Origin of the sequence: Trinickia acidisoli (genome assembly GCF_017315725.1) — a bacterium.
GTDB classification, from domain to species: domain Bacteria; phylum Pseudomonadota; class Gammaproteobacteria; order Burkholderiales; family Burkholderiaceae; genus Trinickia; species Trinickia acidisoli.
In genome coordinates this window covers 1,210,942-1,232,072 of sequence record NZ_JAFLRG010000002.1, presented here as the reverse complement: position 1 = coordinate 1,232,072, position 21,131 = coordinate 1,210,942, and the positions used below count along the sequence as shown (strand labels likewise).

At 62.2% G+C, this 21,131-nt stretch carries 18 protein-coding genes and 1 pseudogene; 9 read left to right on the top strand and 10 right to left on the bottom strand.

Annotated features, from left to right (window positions below):
- Positions 1-187: 187 nt before the first annotated feature.
- Positions 188-1,177, top strand: a complete 990-nt coding sequence (locus J3485_RS23930; RefSeq protein WP_206956805.1) for an aldo/keto reductase — start codon at positions 188-190, stop codon at positions 1,175-1,177.
- Positions 1,178-1,215: 38 nt separating this feature from the next.
- Here J3485_RS23930 and J3485_RS23925 read toward each other — a convergent pair whose 3' ends face one another.
- Positions 1,216-2,157, bottom strand: coding sequence for an AraC family transcriptional regulator (locus J3485_RS23925; protein ID WP_206956803.1), 942 nt, complete (start codon positions 2,155-2,157; stop codon positions 1,216-1,218).
- 190 nt (positions 2,158-2,347) lie between these two features.
- Here J3485_RS23925 and J3485_RS23920 point away from each other — a divergent pair, with 190 nt between their 5' ends.
- On the top strand, positions 2,348-3,400 hold the full coding sequence (locus J3485_RS23920; protein WP_206956801.1) for an NAD(P)-dependent alcohol dehydrogenase: 1,053 nt from the start codon (positions 2,348-2,350) through the stop codon (positions 3,398-3,400).
- 9 nt (positions 3,401-3,409) lie between these two features.
- On the opposite strand, the gene J3485_RS23915 is transcribed toward J3485_RS23920, so the two are convergent.
- Positions 3,410-3,946: a DinB family protein gene (locus tag J3485_RS23915; RefSeq protein WP_206956799.1), complete on the bottom strand. Its 537-nt coding sequence runs from the start codon at positions 3,944-3,946 to the stop codon at positions 3,410-3,412.
- A 133-nt stretch (positions 3,947-4,079) separates the two neighbouring features.
- Between J3485_RS23915 and J3485_RS23910 the strand changes: the two genes are divergently transcribed.
- On the top strand, positions 4,080-4,703 hold the full coding sequence (locus J3485_RS23910) for a TetR/AcrR family transcriptional regulator (protein ID WP_206956797.1): 624 nt from the start codon (positions 4,080-4,082) through the stop codon (positions 4,701-4,703).
- A 204-nt stretch (positions 4,704-4,907) separates the two neighbouring features.
- Positions 4,908-5,435, top strand: a complete 528-nt coding sequence (locus J3485_RS23905) for an energy transducer TonB family protein (RefSeq protein WP_206956796.1) — start codon at positions 4,908-4,910, stop codon at positions 5,433-5,435.
- 133 nt (positions 5,436-5,568) lie between these two features.
- On the opposite strand, the gene J3485_RS23900 is transcribed toward J3485_RS23905, so the two are convergent.
- Positions 5,569-6,117 (bottom strand): DUF8737 domain-containing protein, encoded by a 549-nt coding sequence (locus J3485_RS23900; RefSeq protein WP_206956795.1) that lies wholly within the window; start codon positions 6,115-6,117, stop codon positions 5,569-5,571.
- A gap of 132 nt (positions 6,118-6,249) precedes the next feature.
- Between J3485_RS23900 and J3485_RS23895 the strand changes: the two genes are divergently transcribed.
- Positions 6,250-7,155 carry a LysR family transcriptional regulator gene (locus J3485_RS23895; protein WP_206956793.1) on the top strand — a complete coding sequence of 302 codons (906 nt, stop codon included), beginning with the start codon at positions 6,250-6,252 and terminating at the stop codon, positions 7,153-7,155.
- Here J3485_RS23895 and betA read toward each other — a convergent pair.
- Together betA and betB are read right to left on the bottom strand one after the other, a co-directional pair.
- On the bottom strand, positions 7,130-8,863 hold the full coding sequence (gene betA, locus J3485_RS23890; protein ID WP_206956791.1) for a choline dehydrogenase: 1,734 nt from the start codon (positions 8,861-8,863) through the stop codon (positions 7,130-7,132). The two genes, J3485_RS23895 and betA, sit on opposite strands and share 26 nt — an antisense overlap.
- Before the next feature lie 12 nt (positions 8,864-8,875).
- Positions 8,876-10,354, bottom strand: coding sequence for a betaine-aldehyde dehydrogenase (gene betB / locus J3485_RS23885; protein ID WP_206956787.1), 1,479 nt, complete (start codon positions 10,352-10,354; stop codon positions 8,876-8,878).
- 278 nt (positions 10,355-10,632) lie between these two features.
- Here betB and fdhA point away from each other — a divergent pair, with 278 nt between their 5' ends.
- Complete coding sequence (fdhA, locus tag J3485_RS23880) at positions 10,633-11,829, top strand: formaldehyde dehydrogenase, glutathione-independent (RefSeq protein WP_206956786.1); 1,197 nt, start codon at positions 10,633-10,635, stop codon at positions 11,827-11,829.
- A gap of 106 nt (positions 11,830-11,935) precedes the next feature.
- Here the strand turns inward: fdhA and J3485_RS23875 are convergent, their stop codons facing one another.
- Entirely contained in the window at positions 11,936-13,645 is a 1,710-nt protein-coding gene (locus J3485_RS23875; RefSeq protein ID WP_206956784.1) for a methyl-accepting chemotaxis protein, read from the bottom strand.
- A 210-nt stretch (positions 13,646-13,855) separates the two neighbouring features.
- On the bottom strand, positions 13,856-15,313 hold the full coding sequence (pdxR, locus tag J3485_RS23870) for a MocR-like pyridoxine biosynthesis transcription factor PdxR (protein ID WP_206956781.1): 1,458 nt from the start codon (positions 15,311-15,313) through the stop codon (positions 13,856-13,858).
- A 94-nt stretch (positions 15,314-15,407) separates the two neighbouring features.
- On the opposite strand from pdxR (J3485_RS23870), the gene J3485_RS23865 reads away from it, so the two are divergent.
- Complete coding sequence (locus J3485_RS23865) at positions 15,408-15,887, top strand: cupin domain-containing protein (protein ID WP_206956780.1); 480 nt, start codon at positions 15,408-15,410, stop codon at positions 15,885-15,887.
- Positions 15,888-15,934: 47 nt separating this feature from the next.
- Here J3485_RS23865 and J3485_RS23860 read toward each other — a convergent pair whose 3' ends face one another.
- Positions 15,935-16,567 (bottom strand): glutathione binding-like protein, encoded by a 633-nt coding sequence (locus tag J3485_RS23860; RefSeq protein ID WP_206956779.1) that lies wholly within the window; start codon positions 16,565-16,567, stop codon positions 15,935-15,937.
- A gap of 78 nt (positions 16,568-16,645) precedes the next feature.
- Between J3485_RS23860 and J3485_RS23855 the strand changes: the two genes are divergently transcribed.
- The gene (locus tag J3485_RS23855; RefSeq protein ID WP_206956778.1) at positions 16,646-17,302 is read left to right on the top strand and encodes a TetR/AcrR family transcriptional regulator; all 657 of its coding nucleotides are present in this window, start codon (positions 16,646-16,648) and stop codon (positions 17,300-17,302) included.
- Positions 17,303-17,346: 44 nt separating this feature from the next.
- Here J3485_RS23855 and J3485_RS23850 read toward each other — a convergent pair whose 3' ends face one another.
- On the bottom strand, positions 17,347-18,096 hold the full coding sequence (locus tag J3485_RS23850; protein ID WP_206956777.1) for an NAD-dependent epimerase/dehydratase family protein: 750 nt from the start codon (positions 18,094-18,096) through the stop codon (positions 17,347-17,349).
- Positions 18,097-18,164: 68 nt separating this feature from the next.
- On the opposite strand from J3485_RS23850, the gene pdxR (J3485_RS23845) reads away from it, so the two are divergent.
- Positions 18,165-19,712 carry a MocR-like pyridoxine biosynthesis transcription factor PdxR gene (gene pdxR / locus J3485_RS23845; RefSeq protein WP_309477076.1) on the top strand — a complete coding sequence of 516 codons (1,548 nt, stop codon included), beginning with the start codon at positions 18,165-18,167 and terminating at the stop codon, positions 19,710-19,712.
- 40 nt (positions 19,713-19,752) lie between these two features.
- Here pdxR (J3485_RS23845) and J3485_RS23840 read toward each other — a convergent pair.
- Positions 19,753-20,778, bottom strand: a pseudogene (locus J3485_RS23840) (GlxA family transcriptional regulator); the annotation flags it as partial.
- Between the last annotated feature and the right edge of the window lie 353 nt (positions 20,779-21,131).

Below are 21,131 nucleotides of genomic sequence, written 5' to 3'. Positions count from 1 at the left end.
AGGCATCGTTTCGCGGCATTGGATGTGGCCCTGCCTGCCGCGGAGGTCCATGGTGAAATCGTCCGAAGATTTCCTTTCCTATTCATCGGAGCACGCAGTGAGTCTGCCGGCGTGGACCACGTCCTCACCGAAGAGGGTTTATGCTTTCGCCTTTGCCGCCTAACGCGGCGCGCTTCGGGAGAATGCGATGGAATACCGTAAGTTCGGCGCCACGGGGCTCAGCGTGTCGCGCGCGTGTCTCGGGACGATGACGTTCGGCTTTCAGATCGACGAGCCGACGTCGATCCGGATCATGGATACGGCGGCCGATGCCGGCGTGACCTTCTTCGATACCGCGGACGTCTATCCGCTCGGCGGCGGCGAGTCGCGTGTCGGCCGGACCGAAGAAATCGTCGGCCGTTGGCTCAAGGGCAAGCGCGAGCGTTACGTGCTCGCGACGAAAGCCGTCGGCAAAATGGGCCCGTCGCCTTGGGACCAAGGTGCCTCCCGCAAGCATTTGCTCGATGCCGTCGACGCCTCGTTGCGGCGGCTCGGTACCGACTACGTCGATTTGTATCAGTTGCATTCCGACGATCGCGAGACGCCGCTCGACGAAACGCTCGAGGCGCTCGACGTCATCGTGCGCTCGGGCCGCGCGCGCTATGTCGGCGTGTCGAATTTCTTGGCTTATCGGCTTGCCAAGGCGTTGGGCCGCGCGGACGTTCTGCGCACCGCGCGCTTCACGTCGGTTCAGCCGCGCTACAACTTGTTGTTTCGTCAGATCGAACGCGAACTGCTGCCGCTCGCCGAGGAAGAACGCTTAGCAGTCCTACCTTATAACCCGCTCGCGGGCGGGCTGCTCACGGGCAAGCATCGGCACGACAGCGCGCCGCCTGAAGGCCGTTTCACCGTCGGGACGGCGGGCGAGATGTATCAAAGCCGGTATTGGCACGAGCGCGAGTTCGCTACCATCGAGGCGCTCAAGAAGCTGACGGCCGATGCCGGCCTTTCGCTGCCGACCGTGGCCGTTGCATGGGTATTGGCCAACAACGCGATCACGTCCGCCATCCTGGGTGCGAGCCGTCCTGAGCAATTGGCCGACACCTTGGCCGCCGTGGATTTGAAACTCGATCCGCAACTGAAAGCGAAACTCGACGAACTCACGCATGAGTATCGTTTCGGCGATGCACAGCGGTAGGCGTGTCGGTCGACGTCGAGCGACTCGAACGGACGACGTTATTCGGCGGTGACGTAGCGCGGCGGCGGTTCGTCGCCGCGCATACGCTTGACGTCGTCGACAGGGCTCACCCCGAACAGCCGCTTGAATTCGCGGCTGAATTGCGAGGCGCTTTCGTAGCCCACGCGCGTGGCGGCCGCACTGACGTTCAGTCCGTTCTGCACCATCAGCAAACGCGCATGATGCAGCCGAGTCGTCTTCACATATTGCATCGGCGAGGTTTCGGTGACCGCTTTGAACTGCGTATGAAAGACGGCGAGGCTCATGCCCGCTTCTCGTGCGAGCGTGGGGACGTCGAGATCGAGAGCGAAGTCCGCATGAATGCGGCGCAAGGCTTTTGAAATTCGGCCGAAATGATCTTGATGGGTCAGGGCCACGCGGATCATATCGCCTTGCGACCCCGTCAGCACGCGATAGCAGATTTCGCGCACGATCGCGGGCCCGAGAATGCGGGCATCGTGGGGCGAGGCGAGCGATTCGAGCAGCCTGAGCACCGCGTCGCTCAACGTGGGATCGAGCGGCGTGGCATAGATGGCACGCGGTTCGCTGTCGATCGGCCCGCGCGCATCGTTGAGCATCATCAAGAGCTCCGCGATGACGGCGAGATCGATACGGATCGAAATGGCCAGCATCGGCTCGTCGGCCGTTGCCTCGGTTTCGCACTCGAACGGCAGCGGCACGGCCAGCACGAGATAGTGCTGCGCATCGTAAATGAAAGCCTGGCTTCCGAGAAAGCCCTTCTTGCGCCCTTGCGCGACGATGACGATGGAGGGCTCGTACATGACCGGCACGCGCGGTATCGATACGTTCGTCCGCATGAACTTCACGCCGTCGAGCGACGAGCAGGTGAACCCTTCGTCGGGCGCAAGCGTCGCCAGCAATTCGACCATGCGCGCTTGCGCGGGACTGACGAATGGAGAAGTCGAGGCGGGGATGGGCATGGCCGTCGAACGCGTTGATTAGGAGAAACAGGCTCGAAATATAGCGCCGATTTCGCCTTTCCGCCGCCGGCCGAGAGAAAAAGGCAAACGTTCGATAGATTCAGGCATTCCGTAGGCGCGAGTCGCTTCCTACTATGAGCACCTGCGAAGCTCCACGTCGGAGCGCCGCATTTTGCAGGAGCCATCATCCATGTACAAGACTCACGGATACGCAGCGAAGGACGCCGATTCTCCCCTCGTTCCTTTCGACATTCAACGCCGCGACCCGCGCGAGCACGACGTGCAGATCGAGGTGCTGTTTTGCGGCGTCTGCCACTCGGATCTCCATCAAGCACGCAACGAATGGCGCAATACGATCTATCCCGTGGTGCCTGGGCATGAAATCGTCGGCCGCGTGACGAAAGTCGGCTCGGCGGTCACGCGCTACAAGAGCGGCGATCTCGTCGGCGTGGGTTGCCTCGTCGATTCGTGTCGTACGTGCGCGAGCTGCGCCGAAGGTCTCGAGCAGTACTGCGAAAACGGCTTCGTCGGCACGTACAACGGTGTCGATCGCGAGAGCGGCGAAACCACGTACGGCGGCTATTCGACGAACCTCGTCGTCGACGAAGCGTTCGTGCTGAGCGTGCCGGCCAACCTCGATCCTGCCGGCGCGGCACCGCTGCTGTGCGCGGGCATCACGACCTACTCGCCGCTGCGCCAATGGGGTGCCGGCCCCGGCAAGAAGGTCGGCATCGTCGGCCTGGGCGGGCTTGGCCATATGGGCGTGAAGCTCGCGCGTGCGATGGGCGCTCACGTCGTGCTGTTTACGACTTCGCCGTCGAAAATCGAGGACGCGAAACGCCTTGGTGCACACGAAGTCGTGATTTCAAAAGACCCGGCGCACATGCAGGCGCATGCGAATAGCTTCGATTTCATCCTCAACACGGTGGCGGCGCAACACGATCTCAATCCGTTCATCGGCTTGCTCAAGCGTGACGCGACGATGACGCTCGTTGGCGCACCGGAGCACGATCACCCGTCGCCGCAAGTATTCAACTTGATCTTCAAGCGTCGTCGTCTCGCCGGCTCGCTGATCGGCGGGATTGCCGAAACACAGGAAATGCTCGACTTCTGTGGTCAGCACGGTATCACTTCAGAGATTGAAATGATTTCGATGCAAGGTATCAATCAAGCTTACGAGCGGATGTTGAAGAGCGACGTGAAGTACCGCTTCGTGATCGACCTCGATTCGTTGCGGCAATAGCGGCAGGGCTTACGCCGACGCCGATGCTGACGCGGCGCTTACCGGCATCGACCCCGTGTCTTCGAGGAAATCCGTAATCGAATCGCGGCTCGGGGTGATGCCTTTCAATAGCAGAACGGCGCCGGCATTGCCGCGATGATAAGTCCCGTGCAGGCACACGTGCAGAATGATCTCGCCCCGCTGCATGCGTGCCTGCTTCCCGCTCGTGAACGTGAAATCGATCGGTTGCTCGAAATCGCTTTGCGTTAGGCCATTCACGTAGGACACGTACCAGTCGTCGACTTCTCTGGCACGGTCTGCCAGTGCCCGGAACTCAGGCGCTTGCTGAGATCGCGCCGCTTGGAACGTGTGGGGTACCCCTTGCAAGTGGTGCTGAAAGATTTGATCGACCACATGCATATGGTCGAAGATGCGCAACATGATCGAGCGATCCTCGTAGCTTAGACGATCGAGGTTTTGATCGACCACGTCGTAGAGGCCGCGATCGGCCCATTGTTTGATGGCAATCAGTTGCGAGTATGGCTGAAAAGCGGGCTGACGAGCCATAAGCGTTCTCCTTTCCTATCCGAGTTGAAATGCACGTTCGACGCAAGGCGGCGTTCGTGATACGGTTCGATGCGCCAGAGGCATAATACGAGCGGTCGCTCGTATTGATCTACTCGCATTTGGAGCGCGAAAAATGGCGCGAAAACCGCTCACGAAACCCCGTAAACATGCGTCTCAAGAGAGATCGCGTGCAACCGTCGATGTCCTCATCGAAGCCACCGCTCGCATTTTGGTCAAAGACGGTTTCGATAAAGCCAGCACCAACCGGATCGCGGAAAAGGCGGGCGTCAGCGTCGGTTCGCTCTATCAATATTTCCCGAGCAAGGAGGCGCTCGTCGCGGCCGTCATGGAGCGTCATCGCCGAGAACTCATGCAGGTCGTTCGTGACACGGCGGCGGAGATCATGGCGCTTCCGCTCGAACAAGCGATGCCCAAGCTCGTTGCGGCGGCGATCGAGGCGCATCGCGTCGATCCCAAGCTGCATGGCGTGCTTGCGGAGCAGATTCCACGCACAGGTAGGTTCGAGAACGCCGGCGTTTTCAATCGTGAGGCGTACGCACTCTTTTTCACTTACCTGGAAGCGCATTGCGACGAGTGTCGGGCAGTCGATCTAAGCTTGGCGGCGTTCGTGTGCATGACGTCGATCGAGGCGCTGACCCATACGGCGGTTTTGCACTATTCCGATGATCTTTCGGAGCAAGCGTTCGAAGCGCTCGTCGAAGAGGTGACTCGGCTCATTGTTGGATATTTGCGGTAGTCGAAGACGAAGCGGGGGATCGCCATCCGGTGAGTAGTTCCAACCCCGATCAGATGCAGTAGCCCGATAAAACGTAACTATGCGCGAGTTGCGGTATGCTGCTGCCCGTGAAGCACTGCTGGCGGTGAGTAGCTGATCCGAAGTGAGCGTGAATTGAGGGCGGGGTGGCCCCCTGCGCGCGCGCAACCTCGATACGACAAAAGAATGATGACCAAATCCCTGCTTCGCGGCTGGAATGCACGGCCGCATATTCACGCAGCAAAGGCGTTCGTCGTGTTCGCTTGCATTCTGGGCAGTGCCTCGGCGAGGGCGAATATCACGTCCGCACCATCCTATGTGCCTGCGCAGAACATTCCATGCAGTTACGGCTTGTCCGCCGACGATCTGCAATCGGCGGAACCGACTTTGCAGCATCTTGTGCGCCCTCAGGTCGCCGTTCGGGTGTCAGTCGGTGAACAGGGCGAGATCCGCGATGCAGTTGTAGAACTGTCGTCGGGAAATTCCGCGTTCGACAACCTCGCTCTTCAGGCATCGCGGCGCGCCCAATGCCGGCCTTTTACCGGCGCGGACGGCAAGAGCGTCCCGGTCGAAACGAACTTCGTTTTCAAGTTGCAGCGCACCGCTGCCGATTCGAATCGCGTTGACGAAAGCGTCGCAGCCACTGCGAGCAATCCGATCGCAGCGGGTGGCGTTTCCTCGCTGCCTGCTCCCGTAGGCGCCGCCAACTCTTAACGCTGAGGCCGGAGATTTGAGCGCGTAGCTCCGCGTATTTTTGCTCAGGCTGCGAATTGGCGTCGGTATTTGACGAACCCACGCTTCACGTCGCCGCGAAACCCGATATGTTCGCATCGCGCACGAACACGAATCACTGGTGTCCTACATCCCCCACTCGTCGAATAGATAAAGCGACCCGAGTCGCCTCGGGCCGAGAACGCAGCAGCAGATAAAAGGCGGCAACGTGTGTAATCATCAGCAGCGGCACGTAGATGATCGGAATCGCGTACGCAGCGCCGAGCGCTCCCGCGCGCGCAGGAAGATCGGCTTGAATGGCGTGGTAGTAGTCGAGGATGAGATCGCTGGTTCCCACGAGGTTGAACGCGGCGACGAACAGCCAAAAGAGCAGGCGTATGCGTGCGGTGAGCAGTGCCAGCATCGCCAGCACTCCGGTTGCGAAATCGCCGTATGCGGCGAACACGGCGAACGTGGCGAATTGGGTGGGCAGAAGAGGGCTCACGACGCCAGGGAGGATGAAGACCAGGCCGAAGAAGCGGAAGCTGTGCAGCGTGGCGATGGCGCGCTGCGCGTCGAATGGGGCCATCGACCTAAGCTTGGGCCAGATGTACACGCTGAAGCACAGCATCCAGGCGACATATCCCAGCACGAGTTGCAGTTGGAAAAGAAGTGCATCGTTCATTGCTAGATTCCTCCAAGATTTCGAGTGGACTATTTCGGGCATGCGCGTCGACATCCACGCGACTCGCCAACAGTAGGCATAGGTGTACCATCGTCGCGCGCAAGCGACTATTCACCACAATGTTGACGGGCTATGAAGCAGAACTTCACAGTCAGGCAGGGCGCGCTAGATGGTGTGGAAGCGTTCCTGTGCGTTGCACGGCATCGCAGCTTTCGTCGCGCAGCCGCGGAACTAGGCGTGACGCCATCGGCCATCAGCCAAGCGGTGCGCGTACTCGAAGCACGCATTGGCGCGGCGCTGTTCATCCGCACCACGCGTAGCGTCGGCTTGACCGAAGCCGGCGAACAATTTCTTTCGCGCGCAAAGCCTGCCTTTGAAGAGCTTGTCGCGGCGAGCGATGTGGCGCGCGGGCTCGGCCAGCGGCCCACGGGATTGTTGCGGCTTTCCGTGCCGCGCGCAGTGGTGCCCATCCTGCTTGAACCGATGATCGCGTCGTTTTGCCAGGCTTACCCCGAGGTCGAGGTGGAGATCGCCGCAAGCGAAGCGTTGATCGATATCGCTGCGGAAGGGTTCGACGCCGGCATCAGGCTGGGCCAGTTCGTCGCCGCGGACATGGTTGCGGTGCCGTTGACGCCGCCGTTTCGTCTTGTCGTCGTCGGTGCTCCCGACTACTTCGTGCGGCGCAGCCGGCCCATGCACACGGACGACCTGCGCGAACACGCGTGCTTGCGATGGCGGCGCTCGAACGGCGCCATCGCGCTATGGTCGTTCAACGACAACGGCCGCGCGATCGAGATCGCCGTGTCCGGCCCTCTCATCGCCAACGATTTTCCCACGATGCTTGGCGCGGCAGTCGAAGGCATAGGTCTAGCTCAGTTGCCTGAGCCGATGGTTGCCGAGGGATTGAGAACGGGGAAACTCGCGCATGTGCTGGAGGCATACGCGCCGATGGTGCAGGGGGTGTTTCTTTACTACCCGAGCCGTCGGCAGATGATGCCCAAGCTGCGGGCATTCATCGATCATGTGAAGCGCCGGTAGTCGGACGGACCCCCGATGCCCTCGGCGCCGCCGGATTCGCTATCCCGCGCGCCGGCATCCCATTCGCCACGTAATAAGGCACGTCCTCCCGCGCCGGCGGCGCTTGCCCTCGGATGCGATCGGCAATCTTCTCCGCGAGCATGATCGTGGGCGCGTTGAGGTTGCCCGTCGTGATGCGCGGCATGATCGACGCATCCACCACACGCAATCCCTCGATGCCGTGTACGCGTCCTTCCGCATCGACGACTGACATCTCGTCGTAGCCCATCGCGCATGAGCACGAGGGGTGATAGGCCGTCTCCGCGCGCGCGCGGACGAACGCATCGAGTTCCGCATCGGTCTCGAGCTCTGCGCCGGGGCTGAGTTCGCGGCCGCGATAACGATCGAGCGCGCGTTGAGAAATGATCTCGCGCGTCATGCGAATCCCGTCGCGAAACTCGCGCCAATCGAGCGGATCGGCCATGTAATTGAACAAGATGCTAGGGTGGGCGCGCGGATCGCGCGAGCGCAGCCTAACGCGACCGCGGCTCGGCGAGCGCATCGAGCCCATGTGCGCCTGGAAGCCATGCATGTCGATCGCGTTCGACCCGTTGTAGTTGATGGCGATCGGTAGGAAGTGGTACTGAATGTTCGGCCAAGGGTCGTCGTCGCGCGTACGAATGAAACCACCCGCTTCGAATTGATTGCTCGCGCCGATGCCCGTGCCTTTGACAAGCCACTCCAAGCCGATCGCGGGTTGGTTGTACCACTGCAGCGCGGGATAGAGCGACACAGGCTCCTTGCATTCGTACTGCATGTATATCTCGAGATGGTCTTGCAAATTGTTGCCGACGCCCGGTAGATCGAGCACGATCGGTACGGCGAGTTCACGCAGCCACTCGCCCGGGCCCACCCCCGACCGCTGCAGCAGTTGCGGCGATGCAATCGCGCCCGAGCACACGAGCACTTCACGCCGCGCATGTGCGATCACCGGCGTGTCGCGATGAAGGTAGGTGACGCCGGAGGCGCGTTTGCCGCTAAATAGCACGCGGTCGGTTTGCGCGTGCGTGACGATCGTCAGGTTCGGCCGTTGCCGTGCTTGGTCCAGATAGCCGCGCGCGGTGCTTGCGCGGCGGCCCTGCGCGGTAACGGTGCGGTCCATCGGGCCGAAGCCTTCCTGCCGATAGCCGTTGAGGTCGTCGGTGCGCGCGTAGCCCGCTTGCACGCCGGCCTCGACCATGGCGCCGAACAGCGGGTTGTTGCCGGGCTTGCTCGTCGTCACATGCACGGGCCCGTTGCCGCCGTGATACGCATTGGGGCCGACGTCGCGCGTTTCCGCCTTCTTGAAGTAAGGCAGGCAATCGAGGTAGCTCCAATTCTCGAGCCCTTTGTTCTGCGCCCAGCCATCGTAATCGAGTGCGTTGCCGCGGATATAGCACATGCCATTGATCAACGACGAGCCGCCGAGTCCTTTACCGCGTCCGCATTCCATGCGGCGGCTATTCATATGCGGTTCCGGCTCGGTCTCATACGCCCAGTTGTAGCGTCGGCCTTGCAGCGGATAGGCGAGGGCGGCCGGCATTTGCGTGCGGAAGTCGAGCCGGTAGTCGGGGCCGCCGGCTTCGAGCAGCAGCACGGTGACGTCGGCGTCCTCGGTCAAGCGCGTGGCCAGCACGTTGCCCGCGGATCCCGCGCCGACGATGATGTAGTCGTATTCCTTGGCACTCACGAGCGCTCTCCTTCAGAACACGGGCCGGTAGGGGCCGAGTTCGACCTGAACCGATTTGATCTGTGTGTAATGCTCGAGCGTGCCGATGCCGTTCTCGCGGCCCACACCCGATTGCTTGTAGCCGCCCACGGGCATCTCGGCCGGCGATTCGCCCCACGTGTTGATCCAGCAGATACCCGCTTCGAGCCGATGAATCGCGCGGTGCGCACGAGCAAGATTTTCTGTGACGACACCGGCCGCCAAACCGTAATGCGTCGCGTTGGCCCGTGAAATGACTTCGTTCTCCTCATCGAACTCGAGCAGGCACATCACAGGCCCGAAAATCTCTTCGCGCACGATACGCATGTCGTCGCGACAATCGGCGAACACCGTCGGTGCAACGTACTGACCGCGCGCGAATCCGCCTTCGACGAGACGCGTGCCGCCGATGACGAGCCGCGCGCCTTCGCGTTTGCCGCTTTCGATATAGCCGAGCACCTTGTCGAGTTGAGCCGCGCTGACGAGCGGGCCGAAATTCGTTTCGGGGTTGGCGGGGTTGCCGATACGGATGCGTTTGACGCGCTCGAGCACCAGCGCTTCGAAGGGCTTCACTACCGAGCGATGCACGAACACGCGCGTGCCGTTCGTGCAAACTTGGCCGGCACTGAAAAAATTTGCCGTGACGGCGATATCGGCGGCGCGTTCGAGATCGGCGTCGTCGAACACGATCAATGGCGATTTGCCGCCGAGTTCCATCGTCACTTCCTTCAGCGACGATGCGCCCGCCAGCGACATGACTTTCTTGCCCGTCTCCACGCCCCCGGTGAACGACACCTTCGCGATGGCCGGATGCTCGGCCAGCATCGCACCGACCGCGCCGTTGCCTTGAACGACGTTGAAAGCGCCGGGCGGCACGCCGGCCTCGGTGTAGATCTCGGCCAGCTTGAGCGCCGATAGCGGCGTGATCTCGCTCGGCTTGAAGATCATCGCGTTACCGGCTGCGAGTGCGGGCGCCGATTTCCAACAGGCGATCTGAATCGGGTAGTTCCATGCGCCAATGCCGGCGCAGACCCCCAAGGGCTCGCGCCGCGTGTAGACGAACGAATCGTCGCGCAACGGAATCTGGCGTCCTTCGAGCGCGGTCGCGAGGCCCGCATAGTATTCGATGACGTCGGCCCCCGTCACGATATCGACGGCGCGCGTTTCGGCGATCGGCTTACCGGTATCGCGCATCTCCAACTCGGCGAGTTCGTCGTTGCGCGCGCGCAGCAATTCGACCGCGCGGCGCAAGATGCGCGAGCGTGCCATCGCATTGAACGCCGCCCATTCGCGCTGTCCTTCACGAGCCGATACGACGGCGCGCTCGACGTCGTCCCGGCTGGCTTGCGCGACCGTGGCCAGTCGCTCGCCCGTCGCGGGATCGAACGTCTCGAAGTGCGTGCCGGACGTGGCGTCGACATAGGCTCCTCCGATGTAAAGCCGTTGCGGACCATAGACGCAGGGCTGGGTCATCGACACTCTCCAGAAAATCTCGTCAGTCTTTCGAAGGCTTCAACGATAGGCGTTTTGCGCCCGCCGTTCAATCGATCAGGGCGGTATCGCGCCCCGCGTGTCGTGTTCTAGCAAGCATGTGTCGCGTTTTGTACGATCGCCGCTACCCGTTGCGGACTACGCTGCAAGCGGCAGCGGACGGTATGCGCTTGCGCTCGTGCATCGCACGTTCAGCGTCGCGCGTTGTGCCCGCCACAGGGATCGCCGCTCGGCGATCGAGACGAAAGGAGACGAATACGATGAGCAGCAACCGAGGTGTCGTGTATCAGGGCGCGGGCAAAGTGCAGGTGCAATCGATCGACTATCCGAAGATGGTCGATCCGAGCGGCCGCTCGATCCAGCACGGCGTGATTTTGAAAGTCGTCAGCACGAATATTTGCGGCTCCGATCAGCATATGGTGCGTGGGCGCACGACAGCGCCGGAAGGGCTCGTGCTCGGCCACGAGATCACGGGCGAGGTGATCGAAGTCGGCCGCGACGTCGAGACGCTCCAGATCGGCGATCTCGTATCGGTGCCGTTCAACGTTGCCTGCGGCCGTTGCCAGACGTGCAAGGAGCAGCATACGGGCGTCTGCCTGAACGTCAACGCCGCGCGCGCGGGCGGCGCCTACGGCTACGTCGACATGGGGGGGTGGATCGGTGGGCAAGCGGAATATGTGCTCGTACCTTATGCCGATTTCAATTTGCTGAAGTTTCCCGATCGCGACCAGGCGCTCGCGAAGGTGCGCGACCTGACCTGCTTGTCGGATATTTTGCCGACCGGTTATCACGGCGCGGTCACGGCCGGCGTGAAGCCGGGCTCGACTGTCTACATCGCGGGCGCGGGCCCCGTGGGGATGGCGGCCGCCGCGTCGGCGCGTTTGCTCGGCGCGGCGGTCACGATCGTCGGCGACATGAATGAGCAGCGTCTCGCGCACGCCAAAGCGATGGGCTTCGAGACCGTCAACTTGTCGCTCGATGCGTCGCTCGGCGAGCAGATCGAGCAGATTCTCGGCAAACCGGAGATCGATTGCGCGGTGGATTGCGTCGGGTTCGAAGCGCACGGGCACGGCCATGCTCATAACGAAGAAGCGCCGGCGGTGGTGTTGAACTCGCTGATGGAAATTACGCGGCCGGCCGGGGCGATCGGTATTCCGGGCCTTTACGTGACCGACGACCCGGGATCGAAGGATGCGGCCGCGCGGCGCGGCAGCCTTAGCCTGCGCTTCGGCCTCGGCTGGGCCAAATCGCATTCGTTCCATACGGGGCAAACGCCGGTCATGAAGTACAACCGCAACCTGATGCAGGCGATTTTGTGGGATCGGTTGCCGATCGCGAAGATCGTCAACGTGACCGTCATTTCGCTCGATCAGGCACCGGAAGGGTATCGCGAATTCGATGGCGGCGCGCCGCGCAAGTTCGTCATCGATCCGCACGGGATACTTAAGGCTGCTTAACGGCTGCGTGCAATTTATCTAACGATTGCCGCATGTGCGGCTGCGGCTAACTCGATGCGACCCGCCCGTCGCACACGGCGCTTATCGCGCGCGACGGGCGAGCCGTTCAGGCATGAGCGCGAGGACCGGCACCGGGTAGCTTGAATACCGATGCTGCCGTGCGCAGCTTGCCGGCTTGATCGCTCATCGATTTCGACGCGGCCGCCGCTTGTTCGACGAGCGCCGCATTTTGCTGCGTCACGTGATCCATCTGGCTGACGGCCGTGTCGATTTGCTCGATGCCGCGGCTCTGTTCCTCCGACGCCGCCGTGATTTCGCCGACGAGATCGGCGACGCGTCGGATGGCATGCTTCACTTCCACGATGTTCTGACCCACTTCGTCGGCCTTCGATACGCCGTCTCGAACGGTGTCGATCGACGTCTCGATAAGGCCCTTGATCTCCTTGGCGGCGGACGACGAGCGTTGCGCGAGACTGCGCACCTCGCTCGCGACGACGGCGAAGCCGCGGCCTTGTTCGCCGGCTCGCGCGGCTTCGACGGCCGCGTTCAATGCGAGGATGTTCGTCTGAAACGCGATGCCTTCGATCAGCGCGATGATGTCGGCGATCTTGCCCGAACTCGTACTGATCGCATTGACCGTGGTGACGAGCTGATCGACCGAGATCGACCCTTTCTCGACGGTTGCCACGGCATTGGAGCCGATCATGTTCGCTTGCCGCGCATTCTCGAGGTTCTGCTTCACGGTGGCCGTCAGTTCGCTCATGCTCGCGGCCGTCTCTTGTAGCGACGCGGCTTGCTGCTCCGTTCGTGCGGACAGATCGTTGTTGCCGGCCGTGATTTCACCCGAGGCCGTCGCGATCGCATCGGTGCCGTTGCGCATGTCGCTGACGATACGCACGAGACCATCGTTCATCGTCTGCAGCGACCGCATCACGCGCGAGATTTCATCCTTCGACGCCGGATCGACGTGGCTGACGTCGAAGTGCGAGGTGAGATCGCCCGATGCGACGCGGCCGGCCGTCGAGGCGGCAACTTCGAGCCCGGCCACCACGCGTTTGAACATGAGGTGGAGCATCAGCGCGAAGAGGGCGAGCACGCCGATCGCGACGACGGCCGAGATGACTTTCCACAGATGAGCGGTGGCCTGCGCATCGGCGATCGCGCCTTCCGTGCGATGGTCGAGCAGGATCAGGAAGTCGTTGATCGGATGCATGATCTTCGCCTTGAACGTGTGATAGTTCGAGTCGAACATCATCGTTCTCGCCTTGTCGAGATCGGGCGGCCCCTGCTTCGTGAAGTTGCCGGCATCGTCTTGGGTCAGACCCTTGACGAGATTCATCGCGATCGTTTCGGTTTTCACGAGGTCGTTGGAATTCTCCTCGGCCTCGTGCAGCTTCGCGAACTCTTCATCCGTGAAACCGGCACGCTTCATCATGTCCTGCAGCGAGATCGTCTCGCCTACGCCGTCTTGCACCGCTTCGCCGGCTGCGCGGAAGTCCCAGTAGATGCGGTCGTAGTGGAGCGGGCGAGGCGCCTTGCCTGAACGGATCGCGAGGATCTCGTTGTATTCGCGCTCCCATTTCTCGTCGCCCGTGGCGACATAGGTGCGCGCGAGCCGGGTCAGATCATCGGAGCTTCTGCGCAACTCGTTCGCGAGCTGCGTCGAAACATAGCGGTTTTGATAGGCCTGAGCTACGCGTTGATTCGCGACGTCCAGCCGCCACTCGCAAAAACCCACGGCAATGGCGGCAAGACCCAGCAAGGCAAGCAGCAACGAAACCTGCTTACGCAGCGAGAGGGAGTTCAAAGAGCCCAAGGTGTTCTCCGGTTTATGTATCGAGCATCGATGACTGGTTATCGTCGGCTCGGTGTGGGCCTTTAATAAGTAGTATTTCTAGTGAAACATATTCCCAACCGGCGAGACATTGCACGCTCGTTCGATTGTTTCGGACAACGAAGTATTTCATGTCGTGCGTGAAATGATGGGTAATGCGCGTGCGGTACAAGGTCTGCATGCGCCACGCGTTTACCCTCGATGCAACGCGCGCGCGAGCCCTGCGATCGACGCTTCGATCTCTTCCGCGTCGATACATCCGAACCCGAACGCGATGCCGGTGCCCGCGGCCCGCTCCCGCTCGACAAGAAAATCGCTGACGGGCTGAGCACCGATTGCATGCTGATCGACGAGCGAGACGATGCGCTTGGCTTGGCGCCGATCGCGAAACCGCGCATAGAGGTGGATGCCGGCGCCGGGCGGAACCGCAATCAACCATGCCGCGAGTTCGCATTCGATCGCCCTGACCAGCGTGTCGCGTCGAGCCTCGTAGCGCTTACGCATACGGCGTGTATACCGGGCGAGATGGCCGTCGAGAATGAAGCGTGCGAGCGCCTCTTGTAGCGCAACGTTGCCGCCGTTGTCAGCGCTTTGCTTCGCTGCGGTCAGGGCAGCGATCAGCCAAGTCGGTGCGACGACGTAGCCGAGCCGCAGCGCGGGGAACAAGCTCTTCGAAAACGTTCCGACGTAGATCACCTTCGCGTCTCGATCGAGCGTTTGCAGTGCATCGAGCGGTTGCGTGCCGTAGCGAAATTCGCCGTCGTAGTCGTCTTCGACGATGACGGCCGCATTGCGTCGTGCGAAATCGAGCAATGCACGTCGGCGTGGGAGCGACAGGGCGACGCCCGTCGGAAATTGATGCGAGGGTGTGACGCAAACGATGCGAGTGTCCGTGGGCAATCGTTCGACGATGAGCCCTTCGTCATCCACCGGAATCGGCACGAGTTGTGCGCCCGCGGCGAGCAGCGCCGCGCGCAGCGGCGGATAGCCGGGGTTCTCGATCGCCACTTTCGTTTGCCCGCGTTTGACGAGCACGCGCGCAAGCAAGTCGAACGCTTGCTGTGCCCCCGAGGTCACGATCACATTGCGTTCGTCGCAAACAACCGCGCGCGCGTAGGCGACGTGCTGCGCGATCGCCGCGCGCAACAGGGGGCGACCTTCGGCGGGGGGATAGCCGAAAGCGCCGGCAAGCGCGAAGCTCGTGGTGTGCAGCAATGATCGTCGCCAAACATCAGACGGAAACCATCGATGGTCGGGCACACCCAATTCGAAGCCTCTCGTCGCCGTGGGATGTGCGTGCGTCGTGCTTGGCGCTGCCTTGCGCCAGTCGATGGCAGGCGGCTGCGCTGGGAGCCGAGGCAGGCGTTTGCGTACGCTAGGGTTCGCTTGCATGCCCAGGTCTACCACCTCGGCGGCGGCGCCTGCACGCGTGACGATGAAGCCCTCGGCCATCAGCAAATCGTAAGCAGCGATGACGGTGTTGCGAGCGACGCCGTAAGCCTGCGCAACGCGGCGCGTCGAAGGCAGCCGCGCTCCCGCCGGAAGGCGCCGCTCGACGATCGCCGCGCGCAATTGCAGATGAAGCCTTTGAACCCGGCTCTCGTGGCTGAGCTTAGCGAGATCGAGCGGGAACTCGAAAACTGGTTCCATAAACGAGGTAAAAACTGGCTCAATATAAGAGCCAGTGTAGCGATAAAGTGCACTTCAAGCGGCACTTTCGTTGCCGACCACAGGAGCCACCGTCATGGACAAAATCGAGTCGTCGCTGCCGGTATCGCCGATCCAATACCTCCCAGCACGCATTACGAGCGCGCACGACATGCCGTGGATTCCCGAGTCGTCCGTCAAATCATGGAAGCCGTTGCGATTCTTTTCCGACGGGAGCGGTTTCGTGGAATTGATGCGGATGACCCCGGGCGCAATCATGCCGCTGCATCGGCACACGGGCGCGATTCACGCCTTCAATCTCGAAGGCGAGCGGGTACTGTGCACGGGCGAGCGGATCGGCCCGGGGCAGTACGTGTTCGAGCCGCCGGGCAACACCGATTGGTGGAAAGTGGTGGGCGACGTGCCGTTGACGGTCATGGTCGTCGTTCACGGCGAAGTCGAATTCATCGGCGCGGACGGCAGTGTGCGCAATCGCGTTTCGGCATCGACGCAGCTCGCGGCCTATCGTCAGTACTGCGAAGCAAATGCGATGTCCGTGCTCGACTTGATCGATTGACTCGCGCGGCACACCGCGGCACGCGCTAGGCGCCGCGGTGCCGCCCATCAGGGGTTCTTGCTTTCGACTCCGGCGCGATAAAGTGCAAGCTCCTCTTCGAGCGCGCGCGCGGCGGCCGGGCGTGCGAAAACCCGCTTGTACAGACCCAGTACCGCCGGCCATGGCGAGAGGTCGACGTTGCAGAAGCGCGCCCAATTGAGCACGACCGCGAGGTAGATGTCGGCCACGCTGAAGCTGTCGAGCAGCCAGTCGCTCGTCGCCAGATGCGATTGCAGCACACCCATGCGTAGCGCGACATGCTCGCGCGCATAGCGCTTCACTTCGTCGCTCGCCGCGTCGTCCAGCATCGGCACGAAGATGGCCTTGTGTAGTTCGGTGCCGATGAATCCGAGCCATTGCTGCAACCGGGCACGTTCGAAGCCGCCTATCGGCGCAAGCTTGGCGGAGGGGAGGTGATCGGCCACGTAGGGCAGGACTGCCGCGTTTTCCAACAACAAGGCGCCGTCGTCCGTGCGCAGAACCGGCACTTGCCCGAGCGGATTGATTTCGAAGAAATCGCTGCCGTCCTGCAGCCGCTTGCGCTTGTTGTCCACCTGCACGTAGTGCGCGTCATAACCGGCTTCGTAGAACGCGATGCGCGTGGCGAGCGAGCATGCAAGCGGCGAAAAGTACAGTTCCATGTTTGACCGACCTCCTTGTTGGTTTGTTTTTGTACTATAGTGAACAAAAATTCAGGCAGTCAAGTATTTTTATTCAAAATGGTACAAAAAGAGAAGATCGAGAAGGCGGAGCCGAAGCGCGCACGTGGCCGTCCGCGCGCATTCGACGCCGAAAACGCGCTTGCGCGCGCACGCGATACGTTCTGGCAGAGTGGCTACAGCGCAACGACGCTCGACGACTTGAGCGCCGCGATGGGCATGAATCGGCCGAGCTTGTACGGCGCCTTCGGCGATAAGCGCGCACTCTATTTGGCGACGCTCGAACGCTACGTCGAGGTCAACCGGGCCGCGATGGATGCAGCGCTGAGCGGCGAACACCCGCTCGATCAAGCACTGCTGCACGTGTATGACCTTGCCTTGGGGTTGTACTTTCACACGGGCAGCGTGTCGACGGGGTGTTTGCTGACCGGTACCGCGGTTGTCGAAGCGGTCAACGACGAAGCTGTTCGCACGATCCTCGGCGACGGTTTGCGGACATTCGATCGTTCGTTCGAGGCGCGATTCGTTCGCGCACAGCAGAGCGGCGAGTTGGATCCGAGCACCGACCCGGCCATGCTCGCGAAGATCGCGTCGGCGATCCTGCATACATTGGCCGTGCGTTCGCGTGCCGGCGACAAACGTTCGGCGCTGCGTGCGACGGCCGAAGCCGGCGTCGCGATGATCTGCACTGCCGGTTCAGCGGTGCGGAAGAAGTAAATCACCAACGATGCGCATCGGGGCGCACCTGAGTTGAAGCGCTGCTATTGCGCAGCTTGCGCGGGTAAGCGCATGTCAGGCAGCCATCCGAATTCGCGCTTGGCTTTCTCGCTCGTGACTTCCGCTTCGTCTTCAGCGACATTGAACGCGCCGCCCTTCATGTGCTGGACGGCGAGCAGCGCGGCCCACGCCGCGGCTTCGACGTGCAGTGGGCTCGCGCCTTGCGGCGTGTCGCGACCCGTGCCGGGGCCGTACAAATTCCCGTAGCGCAGCACTGTGCCGACGCCGCCCGTTTCGTTGACGCCCAATACCCATCGCTCGAGCGCCGCGACGCCGACGACCGTGACGGCACGCGCGCCTTCCGAGCCGAGGTCGAGCGGTTGCGATTCCGTGTAGGGTTTGGCGCCCGCCGCGTAGGCCCATGCGATGCTTTGAGCAACGACGCATTCGCACCCGGCGGCGAGCGCCGCCGACACCAGATTGGCCGTCCCCTCGCCGCGGATGCGGGCATTGCGCGAGACGGCATCGCTCATCCGCGTCGGATCGAGCCCTGGCGGTAAATCGGTCAACTGATGAACGACGATCATCGGTGCGATGCAGTCGATCGCATTGGCGAGCCGCTCGCGATCGAATATGTCGACGAGCACTGGGCGCGCGCCCGCTGCACGTATCGCGTCCATCCGTTCGAGACGGCGCGTCGTGCCGTACACCTCATATCCGGATTCGACGAGCAACGGCGTCAACGCCGCACCGACGGCTCCGGCCGCTCCCGCCAAGAAAACCTTTCCGCTCATGACCGCGATCCTCCACCATTGACGTATGTTAGTGTGACCGCACCATGTCCCAACGAAAAGAACCAAAAGTGACGAAAACGACTAGGCCATCGAAGCCATTGCCCGTATCTCACGCATCGAACGTATCGAACGTATCGAACGTATCGAACGTATCGAACGTATCGAATCGAAGCGGCCATGATCGATCGGCGATCGCCGGTATCGATCGGCGCAAGCGCATGCCGCTTGCGGTGCAGATCTACGAGCGCATGCGTACTGCCATCGATACGCACGTGCTTGCCCCTGGCGCGCGCGTCGCGTCCGCACGTGTGCTCGCGAGCGAACTCGGCGTGGCGCGCGGAACCGTCGAGGCAGCCTATCAGCGTCTTGCCGGGGAAGGCTACTTGCTCGCGCGCGGGCCTGCCGGGACGGTCGTGTCGCCCAATCTCCCACCCGCGCCCCGCGGCGCTCACGGTGATGCGGGGGGCGTGACGGCGATGCAGATTGCGCCGAGAAAGACAACGGCCCCACGCATTGCCGAGCCGCCGCCTTTGCAGCTAGGCGTACCGGCGCTCGATGCGTTTCCGCGCAAAATCTGGGCGCGGCTAGCGGCTCGGCGGATACGCACGACATTGCCCGTCGAGTTGGGATACGGTGATGTGCGCGGCGAATTCGCGCTGCGGCAAGCCATCGCGGCGTATTTACGGGTCTCGCGCGGTGTCGCTTGCGGGCCGGAGCAGGTGTTCGTCACTTCCGGCTATCGCGCCTCGCTTGCTTTGAGCGTGCGCGCGTTGTTGCGGCATGGCGCTTCGGTATGGGTCGAAAGCCCCGGCTATGCGCCGACGCGCGCCGTATTGAATCACGTTGCGTCGGTTGCCGTCCCCGTACCGGTCGACGAAGAAGGCCTTGTCGTATCGGAGGGGCAGCGGCTCTCGCCCGATGCGCAAATGGTAGTCGTCACGCCGTCGCATCAAGCGCCGCTTTGCGTCTCGATGTCGGTATCGCGGCGGTTGGCGCTGCTCGAATGGGCATCGCGGACGAAAGCATGGGTGTTCGAAGACGACTACGACGGCGAGTTTCACTACGCAGGCGCTACGCTGCCCGCGCTCAAGAGCCTCGATGCGAGCGACCGCGTGATCTACAGCGGCAGTTTCTCGAAGACGTTATTTCCCGCGCTGGCGCTCGGTTACATCGTGGTGCCGCAAGCGGCTGTGCCGGCATTTGCGCAAGCCGTCGAAGCGGGGCCGCGTGGCGGCGCGCGTTCGATGCAGGCCGTCGTGGCCGATTTTTTGACGGGAGGGTATTTCGCCCGTCATTTGAAGAAGATGAGATCGCTCTATGCGTGTCGTCGAGCATGGTTGACCGACGCGTTGCGCTCGACGTTCGGCGATCGTGTTCACGTCGATCAAACACGCGGCGGTATGCATCTCGTCGTCCGCGTTCGTTCGCGCACCGGCGATCGCACGCTTGCACATCGTGCGCAACGCGCTGGGCTCAACTGCCAACCGCTGTCGGAACGTTATGCGAAGGCGCGCCGGCAAGACAGAGGGTTACTGATGGGATTTACGAACGTCGCGTCGCAAGCCGAGGCGGCGCGCATCGCGCGGCGTTTGCGCGATGCCTTTGCCGACGATTGAGGGATTCGGTGAATTCGACCGATCGGCGCGCAACGGGCGATCAAACGTGCAACGCAGGCGCCGGCGCTGTGGCCGACGCGGGGCGTGCGAGTGGCGCCACTTGTTTGCGGCGTTCGCGCGTCGGTGCGGTGCCGAAGGCGTCGCGATAGCTTTTGCTGAAGTGGCACGCCGATTGGAAACCGCACGCCATCGTGATATGCATGATCGACATATCCGTCTGCAGCAGCAGTTCGCGTGCGCGGCGTAGCCGCAGCGTGAGGTAGTAATGGGTCGGCGTCATGCCGAGGTGTTCTCTGAACAGCCGTTGAAGCTGCCTTTGCGACATGTTCGCGAGCCGTGCGAGTTCTTCGCGCGACAGCGGCTCTTCAATGTTGTTCTCCATCAGCGCGATGACTTCGAACAGCGATTTGTTCGCGGAACCAAGGCGTGCGACGAGCGGCATCCGTTGCTGAGCGCTGGTGTCGCGCACGTGCTCGACGATGAACTGCTCGGCGATTTGCGTGACGCGAGGCGTGCCGATTCTCGGCGCGATCAAATGCAGCATCATGTCGAGCGGCGCGACGCCGCCCGTGCAGGTGATGCGGTCGCGATCAATGACGAAAAGCTCCTTCAAGAAGCGTGTGCCGGGGAACTCCTCCTTGAGCGCCGACATGTTCTCCCAATGAATCGCGCATGCATAGCCGTTGAGCAAACCCGCGCGCGCGAGCGCATAGGTGCCCGTGCAAAGGCTACCCAGTGCGATGCCCGAGCGCGCGAAACGGCGCAACTCCGACAGATGCGTGTTCGTCGTCGAATGCTGAACGTCGACGCCGCCGCAAACGAAGACGACGTCGGGCTGCTGCTCGAGCGAGGAGACGGGCGCGGTTTCGACGGCCAAGCCGTTGCTGGCCGTCACGGGGCCGCCTTCGGGACTCACGACGGTCCATCGATAAAGCGTCTGGCCGCTCAAATAGTTCGCCATCCTAAGCACTTCGATCGCGTTCGAAAACGCAATCATCGTGAAGTTCGGCAACGTCATGAACGCGAAGTTCGACAGTGACGCAGTGCGGTCAGGCGACATGGGGGCGTTCCTTCGAGTCCGATCTAGTGCTAGTACTGGCGTGGGTCCCGCCGAACCGGCGCGCTTCATTGTGGATTCCGGGGCAACAAGCGGGCCATACGGCTTAACCCTAGGATCGGTAGGTGTTTCAGGCGATATTGCGTCGCGGCTGCGCTTGCGAAGCCTGCTCATGGCGCGTTCCCACCTCGCGGCGGTGCGCGCATTGCAATGCAGCAAGCGGCACCGCGGCGCGTGTCGACGCGGCCTATCGTAGGGCGTTTTCGTCTGATCAATCGCATCGACGCCGTTCATCCGACTTGTCCAAAACGGACGCGCGTGTCGGAAAAGGCAAAGAACGCGTCTGAATTCGTCAATCCGTA